Raw genomic sequence first — 20,146 nt, forward strand, 5'->3', positions numbered from 1 at the left:
ATCTCCCTATGGCGTCGCAAACTTCACTTCACGGGCCCCATACTTTCCAAAGTGACTTTCACGGATACATGTACGTCCGCTTGGGCGAACGTTTCTCCCCAATAATCTTCCACTTTCTTGTACTGCTTATATTCAAAAGCTTGTGCGTAGACCCCGAGGCCGAACGGATCGATTTTATACTTTTGTATTTTCCTGATGAGGTTCTCGAATTTCTTTTGCAATTGTTCGGCGATCAACTGCTCCAGTTCGGTTCCCTTTCCTCGCATATCGTAAGGAAATAACCGTTCCGTCAGCGCAATAGGCATTTTAATGCTCAAATCGAAACGAAATTTGTCGTCGCGATAGGAGGTCTTGACCTTCGTTTTTATTCTTTCGGAGCTAAAGCTTAACTTGTCCGAATTAAGCGGACCACGCTCCGGATAGCCGGGAATGGAAAGCGTCAAGCTGACCGTTTTTTTCGCTTCACTTTGTAATATTTGCATGTAAATGGTTTCTTCCGCATCCAGAGAAGCGACATATTTGCCCGTATGATCAAGGAGGGCCGTTCCGCTCAACTTAATCTCATTATCCATCTGAACTTCAGCAATATAGGGAGTCATCCCCTTCTCATATATTTGCCGGTGCAGCCCCTGCATCGTTGTTTTCACCGTCTCCGATCTCGAACTCTTCGTATCGACCATCCCTTTCACTAATACGGGGAGGAACGGCTGGTCTTTCGGACTCATGAAGATGACTTCAGAGAGAGGACCGTCGTACATAACGACTCTGGAGGTTAACGTATTTTTTGCATCGCGAAAGAAGACATCCATAATCTTGAACCAGCCAGGATGCTGCAAGAGGCGTTTGCCGACAAGGATGACAATAAGCTTTCTGCCCTGAAAAATGCCCGGCGTATAGGCATCCAATTCTCCCCTCCCCTGTCTGACCGTCTGCACAGGTACGCCGAGTTCCTTGCTTTTCTTCTTGGCGCTTCTGCTGAACACAGGCATAACCACAAAGTTAACCTCTTTATTATTCTCATCGAGATCATAGCCCCCCAAAAGCGGGATTGCGGCGTCTTCAAGATCCAGTCGGTCGCTACAGCCCGAGACGATGATAGCCATGACGATAGCCAGCATAAAAATCCGCCGTTTGTTCATAAGTTCTTCCTCCACCGGAACCGGTCATGCATCCACATCAAAATGATTAAACAAACGGGAAATATGTATTCCACGACGATCCCGATGTAAAGAAGAAATTGTCCCATCCGGTCGTTTTGATTGAATGTGGGCATGTAGAAAAATGTGCCGACAGCAAGCAGCAAACAAATCACACGCAACTGTCCCCGATGATCCTGCTTGCCGAGCAGCCAGCTCGTGCACACTACGCCCAAGTAAATGGTCGGAATCCATGCCAAGGAAAACACTAACAAATAAAACGCTATAAACAGCACTTCGATCCGTTCTACAAACTTGAATTCAATTATTTTCAATACATTGACCCCAGGCTCGTTGTATCCGGAAATTTCGTCCGGGCTGAAATAAACAAAACAAATGATTGTGACGAACAAATGTATGAACATTGTCATCGTATTTGAGACGACAATGCTCGCGGAAGCCTTTTGCTTATTTTGCAAAAACGGATACAACATAAACGTCGTTGAAAATCCTATGTAAAAATAGAGCGCTTCCGGCACGCCCTTCATAATAGGCATCCACCCTTCCTTCAGCACGGGAAGCAAATGAAGCCAGTGAGCTTCTTTTAGCGGAAACAAATAAATAACCGGTATCCATAGTGAAAGGAGAAATACAATTTCCGCATATCTTCCCACAACCCGAAGTCCCCCACGAACAATCACATACGTAGGGATAACCAGCAGCAGCATAAGGAGAAAGGGCGAAGTTTGCTGCAGCAGCCAGGCCTTCGTCATCAATATCGTGTATATGAGCCCTGTGTATCCGTAGAAAAAGAGATAGATAGCAAACAGGATGGCTCCCGCTCTGCCCGCCCATTTGCCCCAGTATCTGGTCAGCAAATCCAGCAAGGTATCATCGGGATTTTTTTGCATGATCCGGATCATGATCAGACTTGCCGCTATCGTTAAAACCCAACCGAGAATGAGCGAGATCCAGCCGTCCGTACCCGCCTGTTCGGCCATTATTCTGGGCAGCGCTACAAAAAAAACGCTCACTTGCAAACCCGAATTGATAAAAATATACTGCAGGGAGGTAATCGTATGACCCGCATTTTTGCTCATTTATCGTCACCCTTGGGACGGCTGGGGCCTTGCCGCATCGGTTGAACCGGTCGCGCGCTGACAGGACGCCTATCCATTTTCCATAACGGCAGGCGAACGAACGCGTCCTTCCAATCGACCAGCCGGATTGGCGCGAGCGGAGTGCTGTAAGGAGTTCCGAGCGATTCCAGGGAAATGAGATGCCCTATCATCGTCATCATTCCGATAATTATTCCGACAAAGCCGAACATCGAAGCGGCCACCATCATCGCGAAGCGAATCAGCCGAATGGCGGCGACCATATCGTAGTTGGGCAGGATGAAAGAAGCGATGGCGGTAAAAGAAACGACAATAACCATAATATTGTTGATGAGCCCCGCCTGTACGATCGCCTGGCCGATGACGATGCCTCCGACAATGCCGACCGTTTGCCCGACCGGAGCGGGCAGCCGAATTCCCGCTTCCCGCATCATTTCAAGCGTAAGCTCCATAATGACCGCTTCCACGAAAGGAGGGAACGGCACACGTCCTCTGAACTCCCCGATCGTGAGCAGCAATTTGATGGGAATGATCTCAAAGTGGTAAGAAATGACAGCTATGTAGAACGCCGGCAAAAAGACGGCGACAAAGAACGCAAAAAGTCTCAGCAGCCGGATAAAAGTAGCGATCGACCAGCGTGTGCTGTAATCGTCGACGCTCTGAAAAAACGATGTGAACGAGGCCGGACCGACGAGCACGCTCGGAGAACGGTCTACGACAACGACGAATCTTCCCTGCAAAACTTGCGATGCTGCAGCATCCGGCCGTTCCGTCAAAATAAATTGCGGAAACGGAGAATACGGATTATCCTCGATCAGCTCCGCCAACTCGCCGGTATTGATGATCGTGTCGATATTCAGCATCTGAATCCGGTCTTCCAGCTCCTGCAGCACCTCGGGATGCGCGACATCCTCCAGGTATAGAACGGATACGATAGTATGCCCGCGTTGCCCTACTCTTAATTCCTTTATTTTCAATTCGCGGTTGGGAATGTAGCGCCGGATAAGCGCAACGTTCTGAGTGCTCGTTTCAACAAAGCCTTGATGCGCTCCTTTCAGGGACGCCTCAAGCTGCGGATCTGCAATCGCCCGCTGCGGCCAGCCCTGCGTATCGAGAGAATACGACTCCGCCCGTCCGTCGACAAAAAGTATGCTGCGGCCATGCAGAACTGCGACCTCGATTTGCGCCCACGCATGCAGCGTAATAACTTGGCCGATTGTCAAAATAAAATCGCCGTCCGCATCGTCGCTCCCATCCTCGAATTGAAGCGGGCGGAGCACGTTGTTGTTGATCGAGTTTTTATCCACGAGCCCGCTCAAATAAACAAGCGCGGCTTGCTCTCCCGTGCGCTTGATTGTAAATTGCCGTACGATCAGATCGGGAGTTTGCGTAAACAGGTTATGTAAATCGGCGATATTTTGCGATAGGGACGTACCGATGGAGTCGTTATTTTGCTGACGATTGGACCTCTGCGGGGCTGAATGATACTTTCTCCTGCCGAACAAGTTCGAAAAGCGCATCGCTCATCACCTCATTTTTGATGTCTGCTTCTGCTGTTCCATTGAACGATGGTATCAATTATAACCTTGCGAATTGTCCCTAATCTTATGCATAGCTTGCGCAAATAGATTGACACTAACTTGCTGCGACGAATCGCCAGCGCCGTGTTTGAATAAAAAAAAGCCCGCGGTTATTGATGCACCGCAGACCGGATATCCATGACTTTTTTCAATTTGATGTCTTGTTTTTGTACGAAGTAGGCCTCGACCTGATTTTTCAAAATAAAGGCCCGCAGCGCATTCGTTTTATTTTCCGGAATTTCAACGTATCGGACTCCGTAATAAAAAAAGCCTGCACCCAAAGCCTCTCTTCGGACGATTTCGGTTACGCAAGATATGGAAAAACCGAGCAGAAGTTCGATTTCGAGCTGCGCGTTATTTTCCAGACTCATATTTTTATCCGCGTTCATATTGTTTTCAATCACAAATCCTACGCCGCTCAAGCTGATATTTTTGACGCTAAGGCTGATCGGATGCTCGAAACTTTGCTTGTTTCTCTTATTCTTGTCATGCAAACTGTGCAGCAAACCGCCCTGAACGACATCGATTCGCGGGTGCTCCCTCTTCTCCGTAAACTTCTTCCGGTTATCGGGCGGATTAATCACGATGATCGAACCCTCGTCTTTGGCCACGACCGACGTCTCAAAAACGAATAGCCCCGATTTGGAATAAACCGTAATCTTGACCTTGTCCCCAAGTCGGAAAACATCATATTGAGGCAGCTCGATTTCAATAATGTCGCCAAGCACGTACGTTACTATTCCCGTCGCTACAAAATCGCTTTTATCCAGCACCGCTTTGCTGTCAATCAAAATTTCCGCGTCGTTGCCTTCCTTGCTTCCGTAGATTTTGACCAAATCCATCTTTCTCTCCCTATCCGATAGCTTCATGGCATATCCTCCTGTTCTCTACAAACAGATTAGGCTATAAATAAAAAAATAGACTGTCCCTTCCTGTCGGGGCAACCTATTTACCTAAATCAAACAAGCTTGATTTCCGGTAACCAGGCTGTCATGGTTCTTGTAGAACTTTAGACCCTCGGCTTTGCGTCCTTGTCTTTCGGCAAGTTTGCCCTTATCAAATCTGATCTCGTTATGTATGCGATTATACCTATCAGTAGGTTAAAAGACCTAAAATTTTAATTCTAGTATACCTAGTTTAGCCGTCGGATTCAACCGTTTTCCGCAGGCAGCTTGATTTCAGAGCGGCGAGTCCCTACAATGAAACTCATATATCCACAACTTTTCAACTTATCCACACACTTGTCCACAGAATGTTAACAACGAATGCTTGTTCGACTTCTATTAACATGTGGATAACATTTTTTGAGCGAGGTGTCCCCTGTGGATGAACATATATATTGGATGCGGGAAGCGATCCATGAAGCTTTGAAAGCCGAAACGATCCGTGAAGTTCCAATCGGCGCTATTGTCGTGCGTGACGGTGAAATTATAGGCCGCGGCTACAACCTGCGCGAAACGTCCCTGGATCCGACCGCTCATGCCGAGATGATCGCGATCCGCCAGGCCAGCGAGCATTTGCAGGCGTGGCGTCTGCTGGACTGCAAGCTCTACGTCACGTTGGAGCCGTGTCCGATGTGCGCGGGAGCCATCGTTCAATCGCGCATTCCGCAAGTGATCTATGGTACCGCAGATCCCAAAGCAGGGTGCGCCGGCACGCTGATGAACCTGCTGCAGGAAGAACGTTTCAATCACCGCGTCGACGTGATCAGCGGCGTGCTGCAGGAAGAATGCGCAGCACTGCTGACCCAGTTCTTCCGCAAGCTTCGGAACAAGGTCTAGAAGTCTGTTCGATCCGAACCTAGATTCCTAGACCGGCAAGCTGGCAAGGCAAGAGCACGGTTGCATGACGAAAAACTCCGTGTTAAAATAGTCTTTGCTATGCGCCCGTAGCTCAGCAGGATAGAGCGACAGTTTCCTAAACTGTGCGTCGCGGGTTCGAATCCCGCCGTGGCGCGTATAACCCTGCTTTAATCGGGTAGAATCAAACGCAATTTATGCGAACTTCTTACGGTAATAAACGTAGGAAGTTTTTTTATTTATGGACTTATGAGCTGGCTTATTTCGAAGCACAGGTTAACAACGCGCTGGCGCGCATACTCCTCAGTCAGAAAACAGCCACCTTCATACGGCAAAAGCCGCGATTAGTGCATGCAGTTCCGTTGGCGCAGACTGAATGCGGACATACGTTTTCAAATCGATCGGAATCTCAAAGCCGCCTGAGGACGTACGCACGTATGTCCCATCTTCGCGCAACTTTACGCGTGATATCGTAACGATTTCGTCTTCCGGTTCGAGAATCAACGCTACATTCTCTATTAGTAGATACGCATTCCAATCAAAAACTAACATTTCATTAGCAACGTCATCCCGATGTTTCATTCGTACCGTTATCTTGCGAATAGCCATCACCTCCTTTCCGGTCAGGACGCTCGCGTGTAAACTGAGGTTCCGTATGTGAAATGAAATTTATAATATCATTTTGAGTTATTATCTTAAATTGATATTAACTCAATTTGTTAATAACGTCAAGCGTTGTTATTGTGGTAGAATGGAAATTAATAGGAGCGTGGTTTTCGTTGATTCGTTTTAAGCTTTCGGAGATGTTAGATAAACGTGGGATGACCATGTACCAAATAAGCAAACAGACTGGCATTCGACCGAATACTTTGAGCCAGTGGGTTAACAATGAAAAATTACGTGAGGAAGACAAACACGTTAAAGCAGTTAGTGTTGAGGTTCTTAATCTATTATGTAAAACATTAGACTGCACTCCTGCTGAGCTGTTCGAGTACATAGCAGACAACGATCAAAAGACCAAGAAACCATAATAGGGGCAGTGGTAGCCGTTTACGTGCAGACTGAATCGGAATAATCCAATGCGCCTCTGACTTGCAACCCCCTTTACATGCGTTATCGCATATGATATAATGAAACCGTTAGGAGGTGATGTAAATGCTTACCCTTCTGACGGCGATAATCCAGCTATTGGTTGCTCTCGTCAATCTCTACATAGTGCTGGAAAATCACCGAAAAGAAAAAGACTCCAAGCGTCGGAAGCGCTCGAAGTCTCGTAAGTAAATCACCGGAGAGGTTTAAAACCTCTCCCCCTAACAATCATTATACGCGAAAGGAGCCGTGTACTCAATGGCTTACGTCACTTTCGTAATTTCAATTATCACGCTCGCTATATCGCTATATACGTTAATAATCGTACGGAAACAGAGGTAACCGTCATGAACCCCCTTGATCATATTATGGGTGTCCAGGAGGCCGCGGAAATATGGGGATTATCGCCGGGTACCATCAAAAACTATTGCGCAGAAGGGCGCGTTAAAGCGGTTCAAATCGGTAAAACGTGGATACTTGATAAGAACCAACCGAATCCTGCCCAACCGAACCATCCGAAAAATTGGCGTAAAAAAGACAGCGGCCGACCGGAATAAATAACGCAAAGAACTTCTTACCGTTTAGCCGTGGTAGGTTTTCTGTTTTATTTGAGCGAATCTAGCTGTTAAGTTAGCGTGTTTGTTACTTGAGCAAAGGAACGAATAGGCGTGGTATTGATAAGCCGCAAACAATTCTGCTGCATCTGACTAGGAACACGAAAAAAACTGCAAAAGTACATCCTTTTGCTCGTAGATACGCTGGCAGTGAAACATTCCTGCAAAAGTGCAGGTTTTTCATCGAGTACACGAGCTTAGGCTCATTTTCACGGGAAATTCCTGCACAATCGCAGGCTTTTCCCGAAAACGAGCCATATTCGCAAAAAAAGCCTGCACTTTTGCAGGTTTTGCACGCTACCACCCCCGCTTCACGAACGACTGGGCCTTTTGCGTACGCAAGTTTTTCGTCGTATAAGCATTGCTTTTATCGACCGGGCTGCGTTATGATAATAGGCATGCGAGCATTGCCGCACGTTCAAGTTTAACCGCTTCCATTTAACAAAGGGATGACGACCTCGGGTTGGTTTTCCCTTTGTTTGTTTTGTGAAGCAGCGCTTTTGCAACCAAGAAAGGAGATGCATCCTTTTTATGTCTGTCCCGAGTACCCGAACTTCTTATCGCATTCCTTTATTCTGCGCAGTCACGCTCCTGTTCTGGATGTCCATGTATACGAGCGTGCCGATTATTGCGCCGTATGTTGAATATTTAGGCGGCTCGCATCAGCTTGCAGGCTGGATCGTCGGGATGTACGGCATTTCCCAAATGCTGCTGCGCATCCCGGTAGGGGTCATGTCGGACCGGTTTCACAAGCGGAAACTGTTCATTACGTTCGGGCTGCTTTTTACCGCGTTAAGCGGGCTCGGTCTTTGGATCACCCGCGATTTCACCTGGATGATTGTGCTCCGCGCTCTGGCCGGCGCCGCTGCGGCGACGTGGGTTGATTTTACGGTCCTGTTTACCAGCTACTATAAACATGAAGAATCCACCAAAGCGATCGGGACGATCAGCTTTTACAACTCGCTAGGCCAAATGCTGGGCATTCTGATGGCCGGCTGGGCGACGGATTCGCTCGGCTGGGAATCGGCCTTTATGATGGGAACCGCGCTCGGCGCCGTCGGATTGCTCGGCTCTTTCTTTCTCGTAGAACGCATCGAGGAAGATGCGCCGAAGATTACGATGCGCGGCATTGCCGGCGTCGCGGCGGACCGCACGCTGCTCTTTGTTTCGCTGCTGGCCATTTTATCCCAAGTGCTGACGTTTGCGACTGTGTTCGGCTTTACTCCCGTCTATGCGACCAGCCTGGGAGCGGGGAAATTCGAAATGGCGCTGCTCACTTTCTTTTCGACACTGCCTGTAGCCATTGCCTCATTGTTCGGAGGGCGGCGCTGGGCGGCCAAATTCGGGGAGAAACGGGTCGTAGTCTGGGGCTTTGTGCTGATGGGGCTGTTTACGCTCACCATCCCGTTCTCCCAGCAGCTGTGGGTGCTCATCGTGACGCAAGCTTTGGCCGGCTTCGGCAGAGGGCTTTCTTTTACCGTGTTGATGGCGCTTAGCATTAAGCATATGCCGTCCGACAAGCGGGCGACAGCGATGGGCTTTTTCCAGGCGATCTACGGGCTGGGCATGTTCGTAGGCCCCGTGCTGATGGGGATCATCGGCGATTGGTTCCACTTGGGCCAGGGGTTCCTCTTTCTGGGTGTGCTCGGCATTATAAGCGCCTGCCTGTCGCAGTTGTTCATTCGAGCGGGTCAACAGGACCGCCCCTCTATATCCGGCGGCAAAAGCACCGCTAACTCTTGAAAGAGCGAGTCATTCGGATTCGCTCTTTTTTTATTTGGGAGTGCAGGGTTCCGGAGCGCCGTCTTCGTCTATGTAAGCGGAGAGGAGGAGGAGAATATTCAGGATGACACATTAGTTAAGCGTACATTGGACGGCGATGAGTCCGCTTTTCGCGAGCTTGTGACGACTTACCGCCGCTATCTGTTTCAAACGATCTATGCGATCGTCCGCCATCCGAAGGACACCGAGGATTTGACGCAAGATGTGTGGACCCGGATTTATTTCTCCCTCCCCACTTACCAAATGAAGGGCTTTAAAACCTGGATCACGCGCATCGCCGTCAATCGGGCCATAGATTTCAAGCGTTCCGCCCAGCGCAAAAGAGAAGAAATGACAGCGGAGATCGAAGAAGCGGCGCCGCTTTCGCCATACGACCCGAACCGTTCCTTGGAGCAGGAAGTCATTACGAAAGAAACCGTTCAACTGATCCGGTCCAAAATGGATCAAATCCCGGTCAATTATCAGGATGTGCTTATGGCCTATTATTTGCACAATCAATCTTATCAGGATATTGCCGCCGCACAGGGTGTAACGATTAAAACGGTAGAATCCAAGCTGTACCGGGCTAAGCAGTGGCTCCGCAAAAACTGGAAGGAGGAGGATTTCAGTTGAAGCATTACGATAAGCAGGAATGGGAACTGTATGTGGCGCAGCGCACGTCTCCGTCCGAAACTTCCACGATGGAGCTTCATTTGTATCAATGCGACCAATGTTTGTCCGTTTATGTGAAGTGCTTGGAGGATGACCTGCAAAGCCTGCCCTTGCCGCAAACGAATACGGAAGATTACGTTGACGCCGTTCTTAACCGTACAGTGCGCCTCATGCGCTCTCAACGCTCCTGGTACCGCTCCACATGGTTTCACTACGGCCTTGCCGCGGCGGCTACGCTCATCCTGGTCGCTACAGGATTTTTCCAGGGATTGTTTCAAGAGGTGGGTTCCCTTAGCAAAAATGACTACAAGACGCAGAAATCCTCTTTTCAAAAGGATGCGCCTATCTCCGACCGGCTTGTCCATCGGACGCTTACCTGGCTGGATCATATTCAAACCCCTCAAGACAAAGGAGGTCGATGACCGATGAACACGAATCCCCGAAGCGGCGTTTTGGCTTTCATCCTGTCATTTTGTTTGCCTGGCGTCGGTCACTTGTATATGCAGCGCCCTATCCGCGGATCGCTTTACACAGGCGGCTTTTTCGGACTGGCCTTGCTGATCTTTATCCTCGCTGTCGGTCATGGCGGAAGAGACGCAGAATCATTCGCCCTGCTCCTCACTTTCATCGCCGCATTGATCTGGATCGCCAATGTAATCGATATGGTCGTGTTCCTGGTTGGAAAACCGGCTCCCCCTTATCCGTACCACCCGGGTATGATGCCCGGACAAGAGCAAACTTACTGGAACGATGATCCTTATGTAAGGGCCTGGCAGCAGCGTGAAAAAAGCAAAATCATTATGATGTCCTTCATCCCCGGGCTGGGCCACTATCAGTTGGGGCTGATGCAGCGGGGTTTGACCGCGATGCTTTCCTTTTTCGGAGGAGCGACGCTAGTCGTTTTTCTCGCCGTCATTACGAATAACTTCGGGTTTATGGCGTTCATTTTCATTCTGCCGGTTATTTTCTTCTACTCCATGTTCGATGCTTTAAAACAGCTGGAACGCAAGCACGCGGGGTTGGATCCGATCGATCAAAGCCTGTTTGAGGACATGTACCATAATGACATCTACAGCCGTAAAAACAGAACGCTTGCCTCGATTATCGCAGTCTTTCCGGGTGCCGCGCATTTATATTTAGCGATGCCCAAAAGAGGCTTGCAGCTCATGGCCATCTTCCTGTTCTCGATCTATGTGTTCGATGTTTTGAGGTTGTCTTTGTTCTTCTTTTTGATCCCGCTTCTGTGGTTCTACAGCTTCTTTGACGCTTTGCAGCAGATGACCAGATACGAGAACGGCACGCTAACCGATAAACCGATTATCGAAAACTGGACTTTGTATCAGCGTCCGATCGGGGTCGTCCTTTTGCTGATCGGCTGCTATTACATGATCAACGAAGGCGCCGCTCCGTTCTTTGACCGCTTATTCCCTAATTCCGATTACAATTACTGGTTCACCCAGTTCGCGCAAACCGCAATCGTAGCCGTTATTCTGATAGGAGCCGGAGTTCGCTTGCTGATGAATCAAAAATCAAAAAATAACGAAGACAAAAAGAACCCCTAGGGGTTCTTTTCTGTCGGTGTTAGTTGATTTCTTTCTAAACCGTGTTACTTGTAAAACCTTTGGAAAATCTGCTTATAAAACACGTTAAGTGTCTTTGGCACATCCCCTCCAGCCTGCTTATAACAGGTATGAAAGTCCTCCAGGCAACGGTCGTTCGCTGAAATCCTCCAACGGAACCACACCTCTCTGTTCACCGACATTTATAGTTTATCCGCGTTCCGTTTTTTTAAACATTTTGTAAAGAAAAAAAATTAACCGCGGTGCCCCGAGCCCTCAGAATGCTGTTTAGCCCCGGAATGATTGCGGTTTTTCACCTTTTTGGAGCCCGAAAGCGGCTCAGGAGCTTCGTTATTGTCATTTCTGGCTTGTGGGTTTCCGTCGGTATAGCTTTCTCCCGCAGGATAGTTTCTAGGTATGGACATCGCCTGGCACCCCTCTATTCATCATGATTTAAAGCATCTTGGTGTCGATGATCGTTCGTTTGCTGCTGCACCTGCTGCGCATGGCGGCTGTTCACGGTTGTACGATTTAAGTCCTTTACCACGTTTTGCAAATTTTTGTCACGGCTCTTTTGCTTGGTCATGTATGCTCCCTCCGCTGTTCAGGCATGCGTGACTTGCTGTAACGCCTGTGCACATTCATGTATGTGGCGCATGTAATCGTCAATCAGCGTCTGTACGACGCCATGGCGCTCATCGATATGCTTTTGATCCTGCTCCACATCGACAAGCTCTGCCTTAATCTCTCTGGAATCAACGTAAGTCACCTTAAAATCAAACGTGTACATGGAATGGCCTGCGGATGTAATATGCACCCATAAGGCGTTGGAATCGGCCTCGTCGGCCCATACGCGCACCTGATCCGAGTTGTTCAGCACCTCGGGCAGCCGGGTTGTCCATTCCTCGACCAACCTCTTCTGATCGACGGCCGGCATATCTGCTTTGCTCATCGGTAACACCTCCACATATTTAAAATATGAAGGCGCAAGCCCTTTTATCCAAGCCCGCGGATAGCAAAATATGCCCCTGCAACTCGCGCAGGAGAATGAAAAAAAAGCCACACGATTCTTCAGAATCGCATGACTTTTTGTAAAGGTATACGGAGAGGGTGGGATTCGAACCCACGGAGACCTCACGACCTCGGCGGTTTTCAAGACCGCTGCCTTAAACCACTCGACCACCTCTCCACGAAGTTGCCTCCTCGTAAGGAAACAACCTTATGCAGTGACAAAAAGCATTGTAGCACATTTAATAGCCGGTTATCAAGCTCTAATTTTTGCTGATCGCCTTGACGTTATTCATGTACGGCACGAGTACGTCCGGGATGACAACCGATCCGTCCGCCTGCTGATAGTTCTCCAAAATAGCGGCTACTGTTCGTCCGAGCGCTAAGCCGGAGCCGTTCAGCGTATGTACAAACTCAGGCTTGGCTTTAGCATCCCTGCGGAAGCGGATATTCGCCCGGCGCGCCTGGAAATCCTCGAAATTGCTGCAGGAGGAAATTTCGCGGTAAACGCCGCTGTTAGGCAGCCACACTTCGAGATCGTACGTTTTGGCCGACGAGAAGCCGATATCGCCCGTGCAAAGCGTCAGCACCCGGTAAGGCAGCTTCAGCAGCTGAAGAACGCGCTCAGCGTGTCCTGTGAGCTTCTCAAGCTCGTCGTAAGAGTCCTCCGGCTTCACGATCTTCACCAGCTCAACTTTGTTGAATTGATGCTGACGGATCAAGCCGCGGGTATCTCTGCCGGCCGAGCCCGCTTCGGAGCGGAAACATGCGCTGAAGGCCACGAAATTGGCCGGCACCTGCTCGGCGGTCAAAAGATCATCGCGGTGATAGTTCGTAACCGGCACTTCGGCCGTCGGAATGAGGAAATACTCCGAATTCTCGATTTTGAATACATCTTCCTCGAATTTGGGCAATTGACCGGTTCCCATCAAGCTGTCCCGATTGACGATATAAGGCGGCAGCATCTCCTGATAACCATGCTCATCGCTGTGCAGGTCCATCATGAAGTTGATCAGCGCGCGCTCCAGCCGGGCGCCGAGCCCTTTGTAAAATACAAAGCGCGAACCCGTCACCTTGGCCGCAGCCTCAAAATCGAGAATGCCCAGCTCTTGGGCGATTTCCCAATGCGGCTTGGCTTCAAACTCAAACTGCGGAATTTCGCCGACGCGGCGAGTCTCTACGTTATCTTCTTCCGAAGAGCCTACCGGCACACTTTCGTGCGGCATATTCGGGATCGACAGCAGCACCTGCTGCAAGGACTCGTCCAGCACGCGGATTTCGTCATCCAACTCTTTAATCCGGTCGCCGACGACCTTCATTTCCTGGATCAATTCGTCCGCATTTTCGCCGGACCTTTTGCGGGCAGCCACTTCTTGAGAAACGGTGTTGCGGCGGTTTTTGAGCTGCTCCGTTTCCTGCAGAAGCTCTCTGCGCTTCACATCCAATGCCGTGAAACCATTCAGCTCCTCGATCTGCTTGCCCCGGTTGTGCATGGCAGTTTGTACGGCTGCCAAATCGTTTCGAAGTAATTTTACATCAAACAAGGAGGTTCCTCCGTTAGCGCAAAATGGTTGAATATATGGAAGCAAGCACCCTTTCCGGAGATCCGGTCATTTCAGAGGTGCTTGGTTCCCTTTATTTAGCTTGGCTTTGCTTGACCATGTCAACAAAATAGCTGTGCAGACGATAGTCGTCGGTCAGCTCGGGATGGAAAGAAGCTGCGAGCAGATGCCCTTGCCGCGCCGCTACGATCTGCTCCTGATACGTCGCGAGCACATCTACACCCGGACCCACTTTCTCGATGAGCGGGGCGCGAATGAAAACAGCGCGGACATTTTCGTCGATCCCTTTGATCGGCAAGTCCGTTTCAAAGCTTTCCCGCTGGCGTCCGAACGCATTGCGAGCTACGGCAATATCCATCAGCTCCAGGTGAGCTTCCGGCTGACCGGTTATTTCCCTGGCAATAACGATGAGGCCTGCGCATGTCCCGAAGACCGGCTTGCCCTCGGCGGAAAATTGACGCAGCGCTTCTATAAAACCGAACGTGCGCATCAATTTGCCGATCGTCGTACTTTCGCCGCCCGGAATAATAATACCTTGAATATCCTGGAGCTGTTCCGTTCTTTTTATAACGACGCCTTCCGCACCGGCCTGTTCGATCGCCCGGATGTGCTCGGCTACCGCTCCTTGCAAAGCAAGAACACCAATCTTCAACATTACCAGCCGCGCTCCTGCATGCGTTGGGAAGCTTCCAGCTTGGAAATTTCGATGCCCTTCATAGGGGTGCCGAGGTTTTTGGAAATTTCTGCGATCATTTTGTAATCCGTATAGTGGGTTACAGCTTCAACAATCGCTTTCGCGAATTTCTCAGGGCTGTCGGATTTGAAAATACCGGAGCCGACGAACACGCCGTCAGAGCCCAGATGCATCATCAAAGCGGCGTCAGCCGGCGTAGCTACGCCCCCTGCGGCAAAGTTAACGACAGGCAGCTTGCCTGTTTCATGAACTTGCAGCAGCAGCTCGAAAGGGGCTCCGAGGTTCTTCGCTTCAGCCATCAGCTCGTCTGTGGACATAGCTTGTACTTTGCGAATTTGGCCGACCATCATCCGCATATGGCGTACGGCTTCTACGATATTGCCCGTTCCAGGCTCGCCTTTGGTACGAATCATGGAAGCACCCTCGCCGATACGGCGCAGCGCTTCGCCCAGATCCCGCGCTCCGCATACGAAAGGCACTGTGAACTCGCGTTTGTTGATATGATAAACTTCATCCGCCGGAGTTAAAACTTCGCTCTCATCAATGTAGTCAACACCCAGGGATTCAAGAACTTTTGCTTCGACATAGTGGCCGATTCTTGCTTTCGCCATAACCGGGATGGAAACGACCTTCATAACTTCTTCGACAATAGTCGGATCGGCCATGCGGGCAACGCCGCCTGCTGCGCGGATATCCGCCGGCACTCGCTCCAAAGCCATAACGGCAGAGGCGCCCGCAGCTTCAGCGATCTTTGCTTGTTCAGCGTTCATAACGTCCATAATGACGCCGCCTTTTTGCATTTCGGCCATACCTTTTTTAACGCGGGATGTTCCAGTTTCCATACTTCCATTCCTCCTATGCCTTTATGACAGATTCATGCAGGTCATTGCACGATTCGATAGTAAACTTCTAAACAATCATTTTACATGATGGTGACCCATTATACAACCCATTTTCTGGCCTAGACAATGTTCTTCATCCCTTTAAACATGTCGCCGAAGAAGTTTTTTATCGACCGGAACAGCAGGCGGATCCAGCTTCCTTTTTCGACATCGTCATTGGCGACCAAATCGACCGTTTTTTCCTGGCCGTTGTAGCTGACTTTCACTTTTCCCAGCACGTCGCCTTTTTTAATGGGAGCAACCAGCTTGCTTTCTTCGAGCGGCTCGGCCGCCAGTTTGAACTCTTCGTCTTTAGCGCCTTTTTTGATTACAAAAGACATGCCGGTCTTCGTAACTACCGGAACTTCCGTTTGAACGCCTTTCTTAATGTTTACGGTTTTCAGCGAATCTATTTCAGCTCTTGCGTTCAAATACGGCTTAATTTCAAAATTTTGAAATCCGTAGTCCATGAGCTTCCGGGTTTCATTAAAACGCTCCGGCTCCGTTTTGGCACCCATAACAACAGTGATCAGCCGCATGCCGTTGCGCTCGGCCGTTCCCGTAAAGCAATAGCCCGCGTCGCTCGTAGAACCTGTTTTCAAGCCATCCAGCCCCGTATACGCAAACTTTTTAAAATTCGGATTGCTTTGGTTCCCTTCCAGCATCCAGTTCCAGTTAATCATGGGCGTTTTGTCTTTGGGCCGCAATTTTAAAGAAGGAATTTTCGTGAATTCGAGAACTTCCTTATGATCTTTCAAAATATTGTAGGCAAGAGTAGCTGCATCCCGCGCCGACATTAAAGTTTCACCCTCGATAGACGCCGGAGGATTTTTAAGGTCGGACCGTGAGAGCCCTGTCGCGCTAATAAAATGCGCCTTGTCCGACATGCCGAGCTGCTTCGCCTTTTCGTTCATCATTTTGGCGAAATCCTCTTCCGTTCCGCCGAGTTTCTCAGCCAGGGCCACAGAAGCATCGTTGGCCGAATAAATCGACATCGCGTTGAACATGTCCTTGACGGTCAGCTTTTCGCCATCGGCGATCAATTGTCCGGAGCCGATGACAGAGGCGGCATTTTTGGAAGCGACAACTTCGTCTTCCCATTTGATTTTCCCGTCTTTAATGGCTTCCATCACGAGATATTCCGTCATCATCTTGGTCATACTCGCCGGAGGAAGTGGTTCGTCGGCATTCATTTCATACAGCACCGTTCCCGTGCTCGCCTCCATAATGATCGCCGATTTCGCGGCCGGCTTTGGCTCGCCGGTCGCGGCCGATCCTGCGGGGGCCGTTGTGGCAGCCGGTGTCTCCGCAGCTAGCGCACTAGAAGGTTGTATATGTAAAAGAACGGATTGAATCAATAAACAGACACCTAGCACCAAAGCTATCTTTTTCTTCTTAAAAGCAAATAAATTCACAATTTCACTCTCCCCGGGAAATATAAGACATAATATATTGTAACACACCCCATTAGACAAAAAAAAGAAGACGAAAGTTCAATCCCTTCGCCTCCATTTTTATACATTTTGCAGTTACTATAAGGAATAGTTTGGTGCTTCTTTCGTAATTTGAATATCATGCGGATGACTTTCGCGAAGACCTGCGCCAGTAATTCGAATGAACTGGGTGTCATGGATCAATTCGTGAATGTTGCGCGCCCCGCAATATCCCATTCCTGAGCGCAGGCCGCCGACCAACTGATAAACGGTATCCGCCAAAGGCCCTTTGTAAGGAACGCGGCCCTCAATTCCTTCCGGAACGAGCTTGCTCTCGTTTTCCTGGAAATAACGGTCCTTGCTTCCCTCTTTCATTGCCCCCAGAGAACCCATGCCGCGGTAAACTTTAAATCTGCGGCCTTGGAAAATCTCGGACTCACCCGGACTCTCTTCGGTGCCGGCAAACAAGCTGCCGATCATAACGGCGCTGGCGCCTGCGGCTATCGCTTTAACTACATCGCCGGAATATTTGATCCCGCCGTCGGCAATGACCGGCACATTAAACTCAGCCGCCGCTTGAGCGCAATCGAAAATCGCAGTAACTTGCGGCACGCCGATTCCGGCAATAACCCTGGTCGTACAAATGGAACCCGGTCCGATCCCGACTTTTACCATCGAAGCGCCGGCTTTGATCAAATCGCGAGTACCGTCTCCCGTAGCTACGTTTCCTGCGATAATAGGCAGATCCGGATATTGATTTCGTATCTTCTTAACCGTCTCGGCAATATTGATGTGATGGCCGTGCGCAGAATCGACGACAATTACATCGATGCCCGCTTTTACGAGCGCCGCGGTTCTTTCCATAACATCTTTCGAAACGCCGACCGCTGCGCCTGCCAATAGGCGTCCCAGCTGATCCTTGGCGGCATTAGGGAACTGGATCGCTTTTTCAATATCTTTTATCGTAATTAAGCCCTTAAGCTCGTTGTTCTCATCGACCAGAGGCAGCTTTTCAATTTTGTGCTGTTGAAGGATGACTTCCGCTTGCTGCAGAGTAGTTCCGACAGGTGCGGTAACCAGGTTCTCTTTCGTCATTACTTCCTTGATTTTGATGGAATAATCATGAACGAAGCGCAGGTCGCGATTCGTTAAAATACCGACCAGTTTATTGCCCTCGTTCACAATCGGAACACCGGAGATCCGATACTTGGCCATCAGCGCTTCAGCGTCATAAACATGATGCTCAGGCGTAAGCGAAAAAGGATTCGTAATAACTCCGCTCTCCGATCTTTTTACCCGATCCACTTCTTCCGCTTGCTGGTCAATCGTCATATTTTTATGAATAATACCGATGCCGCCCTCTCTTGCCATAGAAATAGCGAGCTTAGATTCCGTTACAGTATCCATCGCCGAGCTGATGAATGGAATGTTTAACTTCACATGAGGCGCCAAAACAGTCGTGATGTTAATTTCCTTTCCGAACACTTCGGATTTACGCGGCACCAACAGCACATCGTCAAAAGTTAAACCTTCCTTGCCAAACTTATCTTCCCTCACAACACAAATTCCTCCTCTTTCAGGTCTATAATATTGCAATATTAACAAATGCCTATTTTTCGTGTCAAGGAAAAGGAGGCGCCAAACGCACCGGAACAGCCGAATGTGGAGATTGCGTTAACGATACGTATAGGTGCCGGTCGAATTCCATAGCAAAAATTGGTCGATTCCCTGCTCCGTCGCCGCTTTTATTTGTTCTTTGACATCTACGGCATTGTAAGTTTTATGCTGCTTGACCCATGCTGCGGTAAAATCCTGATACCACGGCCTGATCTCAGCGACCTCAGCATAGCTTTGCTTCAACTGCCCGTTCTTTGCCTGCGCATCGCTAATTGCCTTGCGAATGATCGCATAAGGCTGCAAATCGGGCTCCTTGACCCCGTATACGCCGCTGGCATAATGAGATGGGTAAAGCATGGGAGAAATATAGTCCACTTGACTGCTCATAAGGGCCCACTCCTGACCTATGCCCATGTCGTCATTGGAGGAAGTCGTTAGGCCGAAAACATCAGCGGAAAGGTATGCGGAATTGCCGATCTGTTCTTTTGCCTTTTTCAAAAAAGCTTCTATCGCTTGTGCTTTCGTCCAACCTTTGGGATTATTGAAGCTTATCTCCAGATCCGATTTTTTTCTGATGTCGGGGAACCGCACGTAGTCAAATTGTATCTCGTCAAAACCCAAACTCGCCGCTTCTTTGGCAATTTGAATATTGTAATCCCATACCCCTTCTTGAAAAGGATCCGTCCATGCCGTTCCTTTACTATCTCTCCACACTTCTCCGGACGGACTCTTCAGTGCATACGCATTTATTTTGTCGCTTAAATACGGATCTTTAAAAACAGCAACCCTTGCGATCGAATAAATGTTCTTATCCTTCAACTGCTGCAGTTTCGCTTTCATATCCTTAATAATCGTGTTGCTGTTTGCCCCTATTTCTGTAGCCAAAGGAACCTTTGAAGGATATACGACTTGTCCCGAGTCATTTTTTATGTCAATGACCATTGCATTCAAATCGGTTCGCTCCACCAAGTCGAGAAGCCGATCAAATCTGCTCCCTACCGCCGACCATGCGGATACATAGATTCCTTTTACTTTTTGGCGTTTGGGCCGTTTGGACAGCGTTGTCTCAGTTCTCAGCCCAACATCCGCCGCTGCCATTGAAGCGTTTGAAGGGGTCATTGCAGACGCAAGTGACCGTGCGGTTATAGGGGCTGGCGATGCTGCATGCCGGGCCTTGTCCGGCTGCGCGGAACAGCCTGATAAACTGAATAAGGCCGGCTGACAAAATAAAATGAAACAAATCCATCTCATCAATTTCACAAAACCCATACGTATCCCTCCTCTTAGGGCTAGTATGGGTTAATGCTTCATTTTGTAATGATATAAAAAAATGAGTCTTTCTGGAAAAATTCCCAAAAAGACTCATTTTTACTGTGCTTGGCAACGTTCTACTCTCCCAGAACCCTTCGGTTCAAGTACCATCGACGCTGGAGGGCTTAACGGTCGTGTTCGAGATGGGAACGCGTGGATCCCCTCCGCCATCATCACCAAACAGTCAAAGTGCTCATTTGCACCCTGAAAACTAGATACGAAACTTGCGTAAAGTGTGAGTTAAATTGTATAGGTTAAGCCCTCGACCGATTAGTATTCGTCAGCTCCACACGTTGCCGCGCTTCCACCTCG

At 49.2% G+C, this 20,146-nt stretch carries 22 protein-coding genes, 2 tRNA genes, 1 rRNA gene and 1 riboswitch; of the genes, 8 read left to right on the plus strand and 17 right to left on the minus strand.

All coding sequences use genetic code 11. The features are described 5' to 3' along the window. Positions 1-23: 23 nt before the first annotated feature. The 4 genes from AC3G2T_RS32010 to AC3G2T_RS32025 all read right to left on the minus strand — a co-directional run bounded on the left by AC3G2T_RS32010 (position 24) and on the right by AC3G2T_RS32025 (position 4,703). Positions 24-1,139: a Ger(x)C family spore germination protein gene (locus AC3G2T_RS32010; RefSeq protein ID WP_488438042.1), complete on the minus strand. Its 1,116-nt coding sequence runs from the start codon at positions 1,137-1,139 to the stop codon at positions 24-26. Further along, positions 1,136-2,236 (minus strand): GerAB/ArcD/ProY family transporter, encoded by a 1,101-nt coding sequence (locus tag AC3G2T_RS32015; protein WP_488438043.1) that lies wholly within the window; start codon positions 2,234-2,236, stop codon positions 1,136-1,138. The genes AC3G2T_RS32010 and AC3G2T_RS32015 overlap by 4 nt, the downstream gene beginning before the upstream one ends. Then, entirely contained in the window at positions 2,233-3,774 is a 1,542-nt protein-coding gene (locus tag AC3G2T_RS32020; RefSeq protein ID WP_488438044.1) for a spore germination protein, read from the minus strand. The genes AC3G2T_RS32015 and AC3G2T_RS32020 overlap by 4 nt, the downstream gene beginning before the upstream one ends. 170 nt (positions 3,775-3,944) lie before the next feature. Then, positions 3,945-4,703 (minus strand): PilZ domain-containing protein, encoded by a 759-nt coding sequence (locus AC3G2T_RS32025; RefSeq protein ID WP_474686739.1) that lies wholly within the window; start codon positions 4,701-4,703, stop codon positions 3,945-3,947. Positions 4,704-4,808: 105 nt separating this feature from the next. Beyond that, positions 4,809-4,896: riboswitch (cyclic di-GMP riboswitch) on the minus strand. A gap of 260 nt (positions 4,897-5,156) precedes the next feature. On the opposite strand from AC3G2T_RS32025, the gene tadA reads away from it, so the two are divergent. After that, positions 5,157-5,615: a tRNA adenosine(34) deaminase TadA gene (gene tadA / locus AC3G2T_RS32030; RefSeq protein ID WP_474686738.1), complete on the plus strand. Its 459-nt coding sequence runs from the start codon at positions 5,157-5,159 to the stop codon at positions 5,613-5,615. A 101-nt stretch (positions 5,616-5,716) separates the two neighbouring features. Next, positions 5,717-5,791: transfer RNA gene (locus AC3G2T_RS32035), tRNA-Arg, on the plus strand. Between the two features lie 166 nt (positions 5,792-5,957). Here the strand turns inward: AC3G2T_RS32035 and AC3G2T_RS32040 are convergent. After that, the gene (locus AC3G2T_RS32040; protein ID WP_474686737.1) at positions 5,958-6,242 is read right to left on the minus strand and encodes a hypothetical protein; all 285 of its coding nucleotides are present in this window, start codon (positions 6,240-6,242) and stop codon (positions 5,958-5,960) included. A gap of 170 nt (positions 6,243-6,412) precedes the next feature. On the opposite strand from AC3G2T_RS32040, the gene AC3G2T_RS32045 reads away from it, so the two are divergent. The 6 genes from AC3G2T_RS32045 to AC3G2T_RS32070 all read left to right on the plus strand — a co-directional run bounded on the left by AC3G2T_RS32045 (position 6,413) and on the right by AC3G2T_RS32070 (position 11,331). After that, on the plus strand, positions 6,413-6,664 hold the full coding sequence (locus AC3G2T_RS32045; protein WP_474686736.1) for a helix-turn-helix domain-containing protein: 252 nt from the start codon (positions 6,413-6,415) through the stop codon (positions 6,662-6,664). 405 nt (positions 6,665-7,069) lie between these two features. After that, positions 7,070-7,279 (plus strand): helix-turn-helix domain-containing protein, encoded by a 210-nt coding sequence (locus AC3G2T_RS32050; protein WP_474686735.1) that lies wholly within the window; start codon positions 7,070-7,072, stop codon positions 7,277-7,279. A gap of 588 nt (positions 7,280-7,867) precedes the next feature. Then, positions 7,868-9,079 carry an MFS transporter gene (locus AC3G2T_RS32055; protein WP_488438045.1) on the plus strand — a complete coding sequence of 404 codons (1,212 nt, stop codon included), beginning with the start codon at positions 7,868-7,870 and terminating at the stop codon, positions 9,077-9,079. 126 nt (positions 9,080-9,205) lie between these two features. Beyond that, positions 9,206-9,730, plus strand: a complete 525-nt coding sequence (locus AC3G2T_RS32060) for an RNA polymerase sigma factor (RefSeq protein ID WP_488438046.1) — start codon at positions 9,206-9,208, stop codon at positions 9,728-9,730. Continuing rightward, complete coding sequence (locus AC3G2T_RS32065; RefSeq protein ID WP_488438047.1) at positions 9,727-10,191, plus strand: hypothetical protein; 465 nt, start codon at positions 9,727-9,729, stop codon at positions 10,189-10,191. Before AC3G2T_RS32060 ends, AC3G2T_RS32065 begins: the two co-directional genes overlap by 4 nt. A 3-nt stretch (positions 10,192-10,194) precedes the next feature. Further along, positions 10,195-11,331 carry a hypothetical protein gene (locus tag AC3G2T_RS32070; RefSeq protein WP_488438048.1) on the plus strand — a complete coding sequence of 379 codons (1,137 nt, stop codon included), beginning with the start codon at positions 10,195-10,197 and terminating at the stop codon, positions 11,329-11,331. Between the two features lie 251 nt (positions 11,332-11,582). Here AC3G2T_RS32070 and AC3G2T_RS32075 read toward each other — a convergent pair whose 3' ends face one another. The 12 genes from AC3G2T_RS32075 to rrf all read right to left on the minus strand — a co-directional run bounded on the left by AC3G2T_RS32075 (position 11,583) and on the right by rrf (position 20,015). Then, on the minus strand, positions 11,583-11,753 hold the full coding sequence (locus AC3G2T_RS32075; RefSeq protein ID WP_488438049.1) for a small acid-soluble spore protein P: 171 nt from the start codon (positions 11,751-11,753) through the stop codon (positions 11,583-11,585). Positions 11,754-11,767: 14 nt separating this feature from the next. Continuing rightward, entirely contained in the window at positions 11,768-11,914 is a 147-nt protein-coding gene (locus AC3G2T_RS32080; RefSeq protein ID WP_488438050.1) for a hypothetical protein, read from the minus strand. Between the two features lie 18 nt (positions 11,915-11,932). Further along, positions 11,933-12,280 (minus strand): hypothetical protein, encoded by a 348-nt coding sequence (locus AC3G2T_RS32085; RefSeq protein WP_488438051.1) that lies wholly within the window; start codon positions 12,278-12,280, stop codon positions 11,933-11,935. Positions 12,281-12,430: 150 nt separating this feature from the next. After that, positions 12,431-12,517 (minus strand) — tRNA-Ser (locus AC3G2T_RS32090). A gap of 82 nt (positions 12,518-12,599) precedes the next feature. Continuing rightward, positions 12,600-13,880 carry a serine--tRNA ligase gene (gene serS / locus AC3G2T_RS32095; RefSeq protein ID WP_488438052.1) on the minus strand — a complete coding sequence of 427 codons (1,281 nt, stop codon included), beginning with the start codon at positions 13,878-13,880 and terminating at the stop codon, positions 12,600-12,602. A 91-nt stretch (positions 13,881-13,971) separates the two neighbouring features. Continuing rightward, a complete protein-coding gene (pdxT, locus tag AC3G2T_RS32100) occupies positions 13,972-14,550 on the minus strand; it encodes a pyridoxal 5'-phosphate synthase glutaminase subunit PdxT (protein WP_488438055.1) in 579 nt (192 codons plus the stop codon). A gap of 2 nt (positions 14,551-14,552) precedes the next feature. Further along, entirely contained in the window at positions 14,553-15,434 is an 882-nt protein-coding gene (pdxS, locus tag AC3G2T_RS32105; protein WP_474686726.1) for a pyridoxal 5'-phosphate synthase lyase subunit PdxS, read from the minus strand. A 119-nt stretch (positions 15,435-15,553) separates the two neighbouring features. Continuing rightward, positions 15,554-16,888, minus strand: coding sequence for a D-alanyl-D-alanine carboxypeptidase family protein (locus AC3G2T_RS32110; RefSeq protein WP_488438053.1), 1,335 nt, complete (start codon positions 16,886-16,888; stop codon positions 15,554-15,556). 117 nt (positions 16,889-17,005) lie between these two features. Further along, positions 17,006-18,463, minus strand: a complete 1,458-nt coding sequence (gene guaB, locus AC3G2T_RS32115) for an IMP dehydrogenase (RefSeq protein ID WP_488438054.1) — start codon at positions 18,461-18,463, stop codon at positions 17,006-17,008. A gap of 117 nt (positions 18,464-18,580) precedes the next feature. Next, positions 18,581-19,642: a putative glycoside hydrolase gene (locus AC3G2T_RS32120; RefSeq protein WP_488438056.1), complete on the minus strand. Its 1,062-nt coding sequence runs from the start codon at positions 19,640-19,642 to the stop codon at positions 18,581-18,583. After that, positions 19,590-19,907: a hypothetical protein gene (locus AC3G2T_RS32125; protein ID WP_488438057.1), complete on the minus strand. Its 318-nt coding sequence runs from the start codon at positions 19,905-19,907 to the stop codon at positions 19,590-19,592. Before AC3G2T_RS32125 ends, AC3G2T_RS32120 begins: the two co-directional genes overlap by 53 nt. Then, positions 19,899-20,015, minus strand: a 5S ribosomal RNA gene (rrf, locus tag AC3G2T_RS32130). The genes AC3G2T_RS32125 and rrf overlap by 9 nt, the downstream gene beginning before the upstream one ends. Between the last annotated feature and the right edge of the window lie 131 nt (positions 20,016-20,146).

The sequence above is a fragment of the Paenibacillus sp. sgz302191 genome (assembly GCF_057749925.1).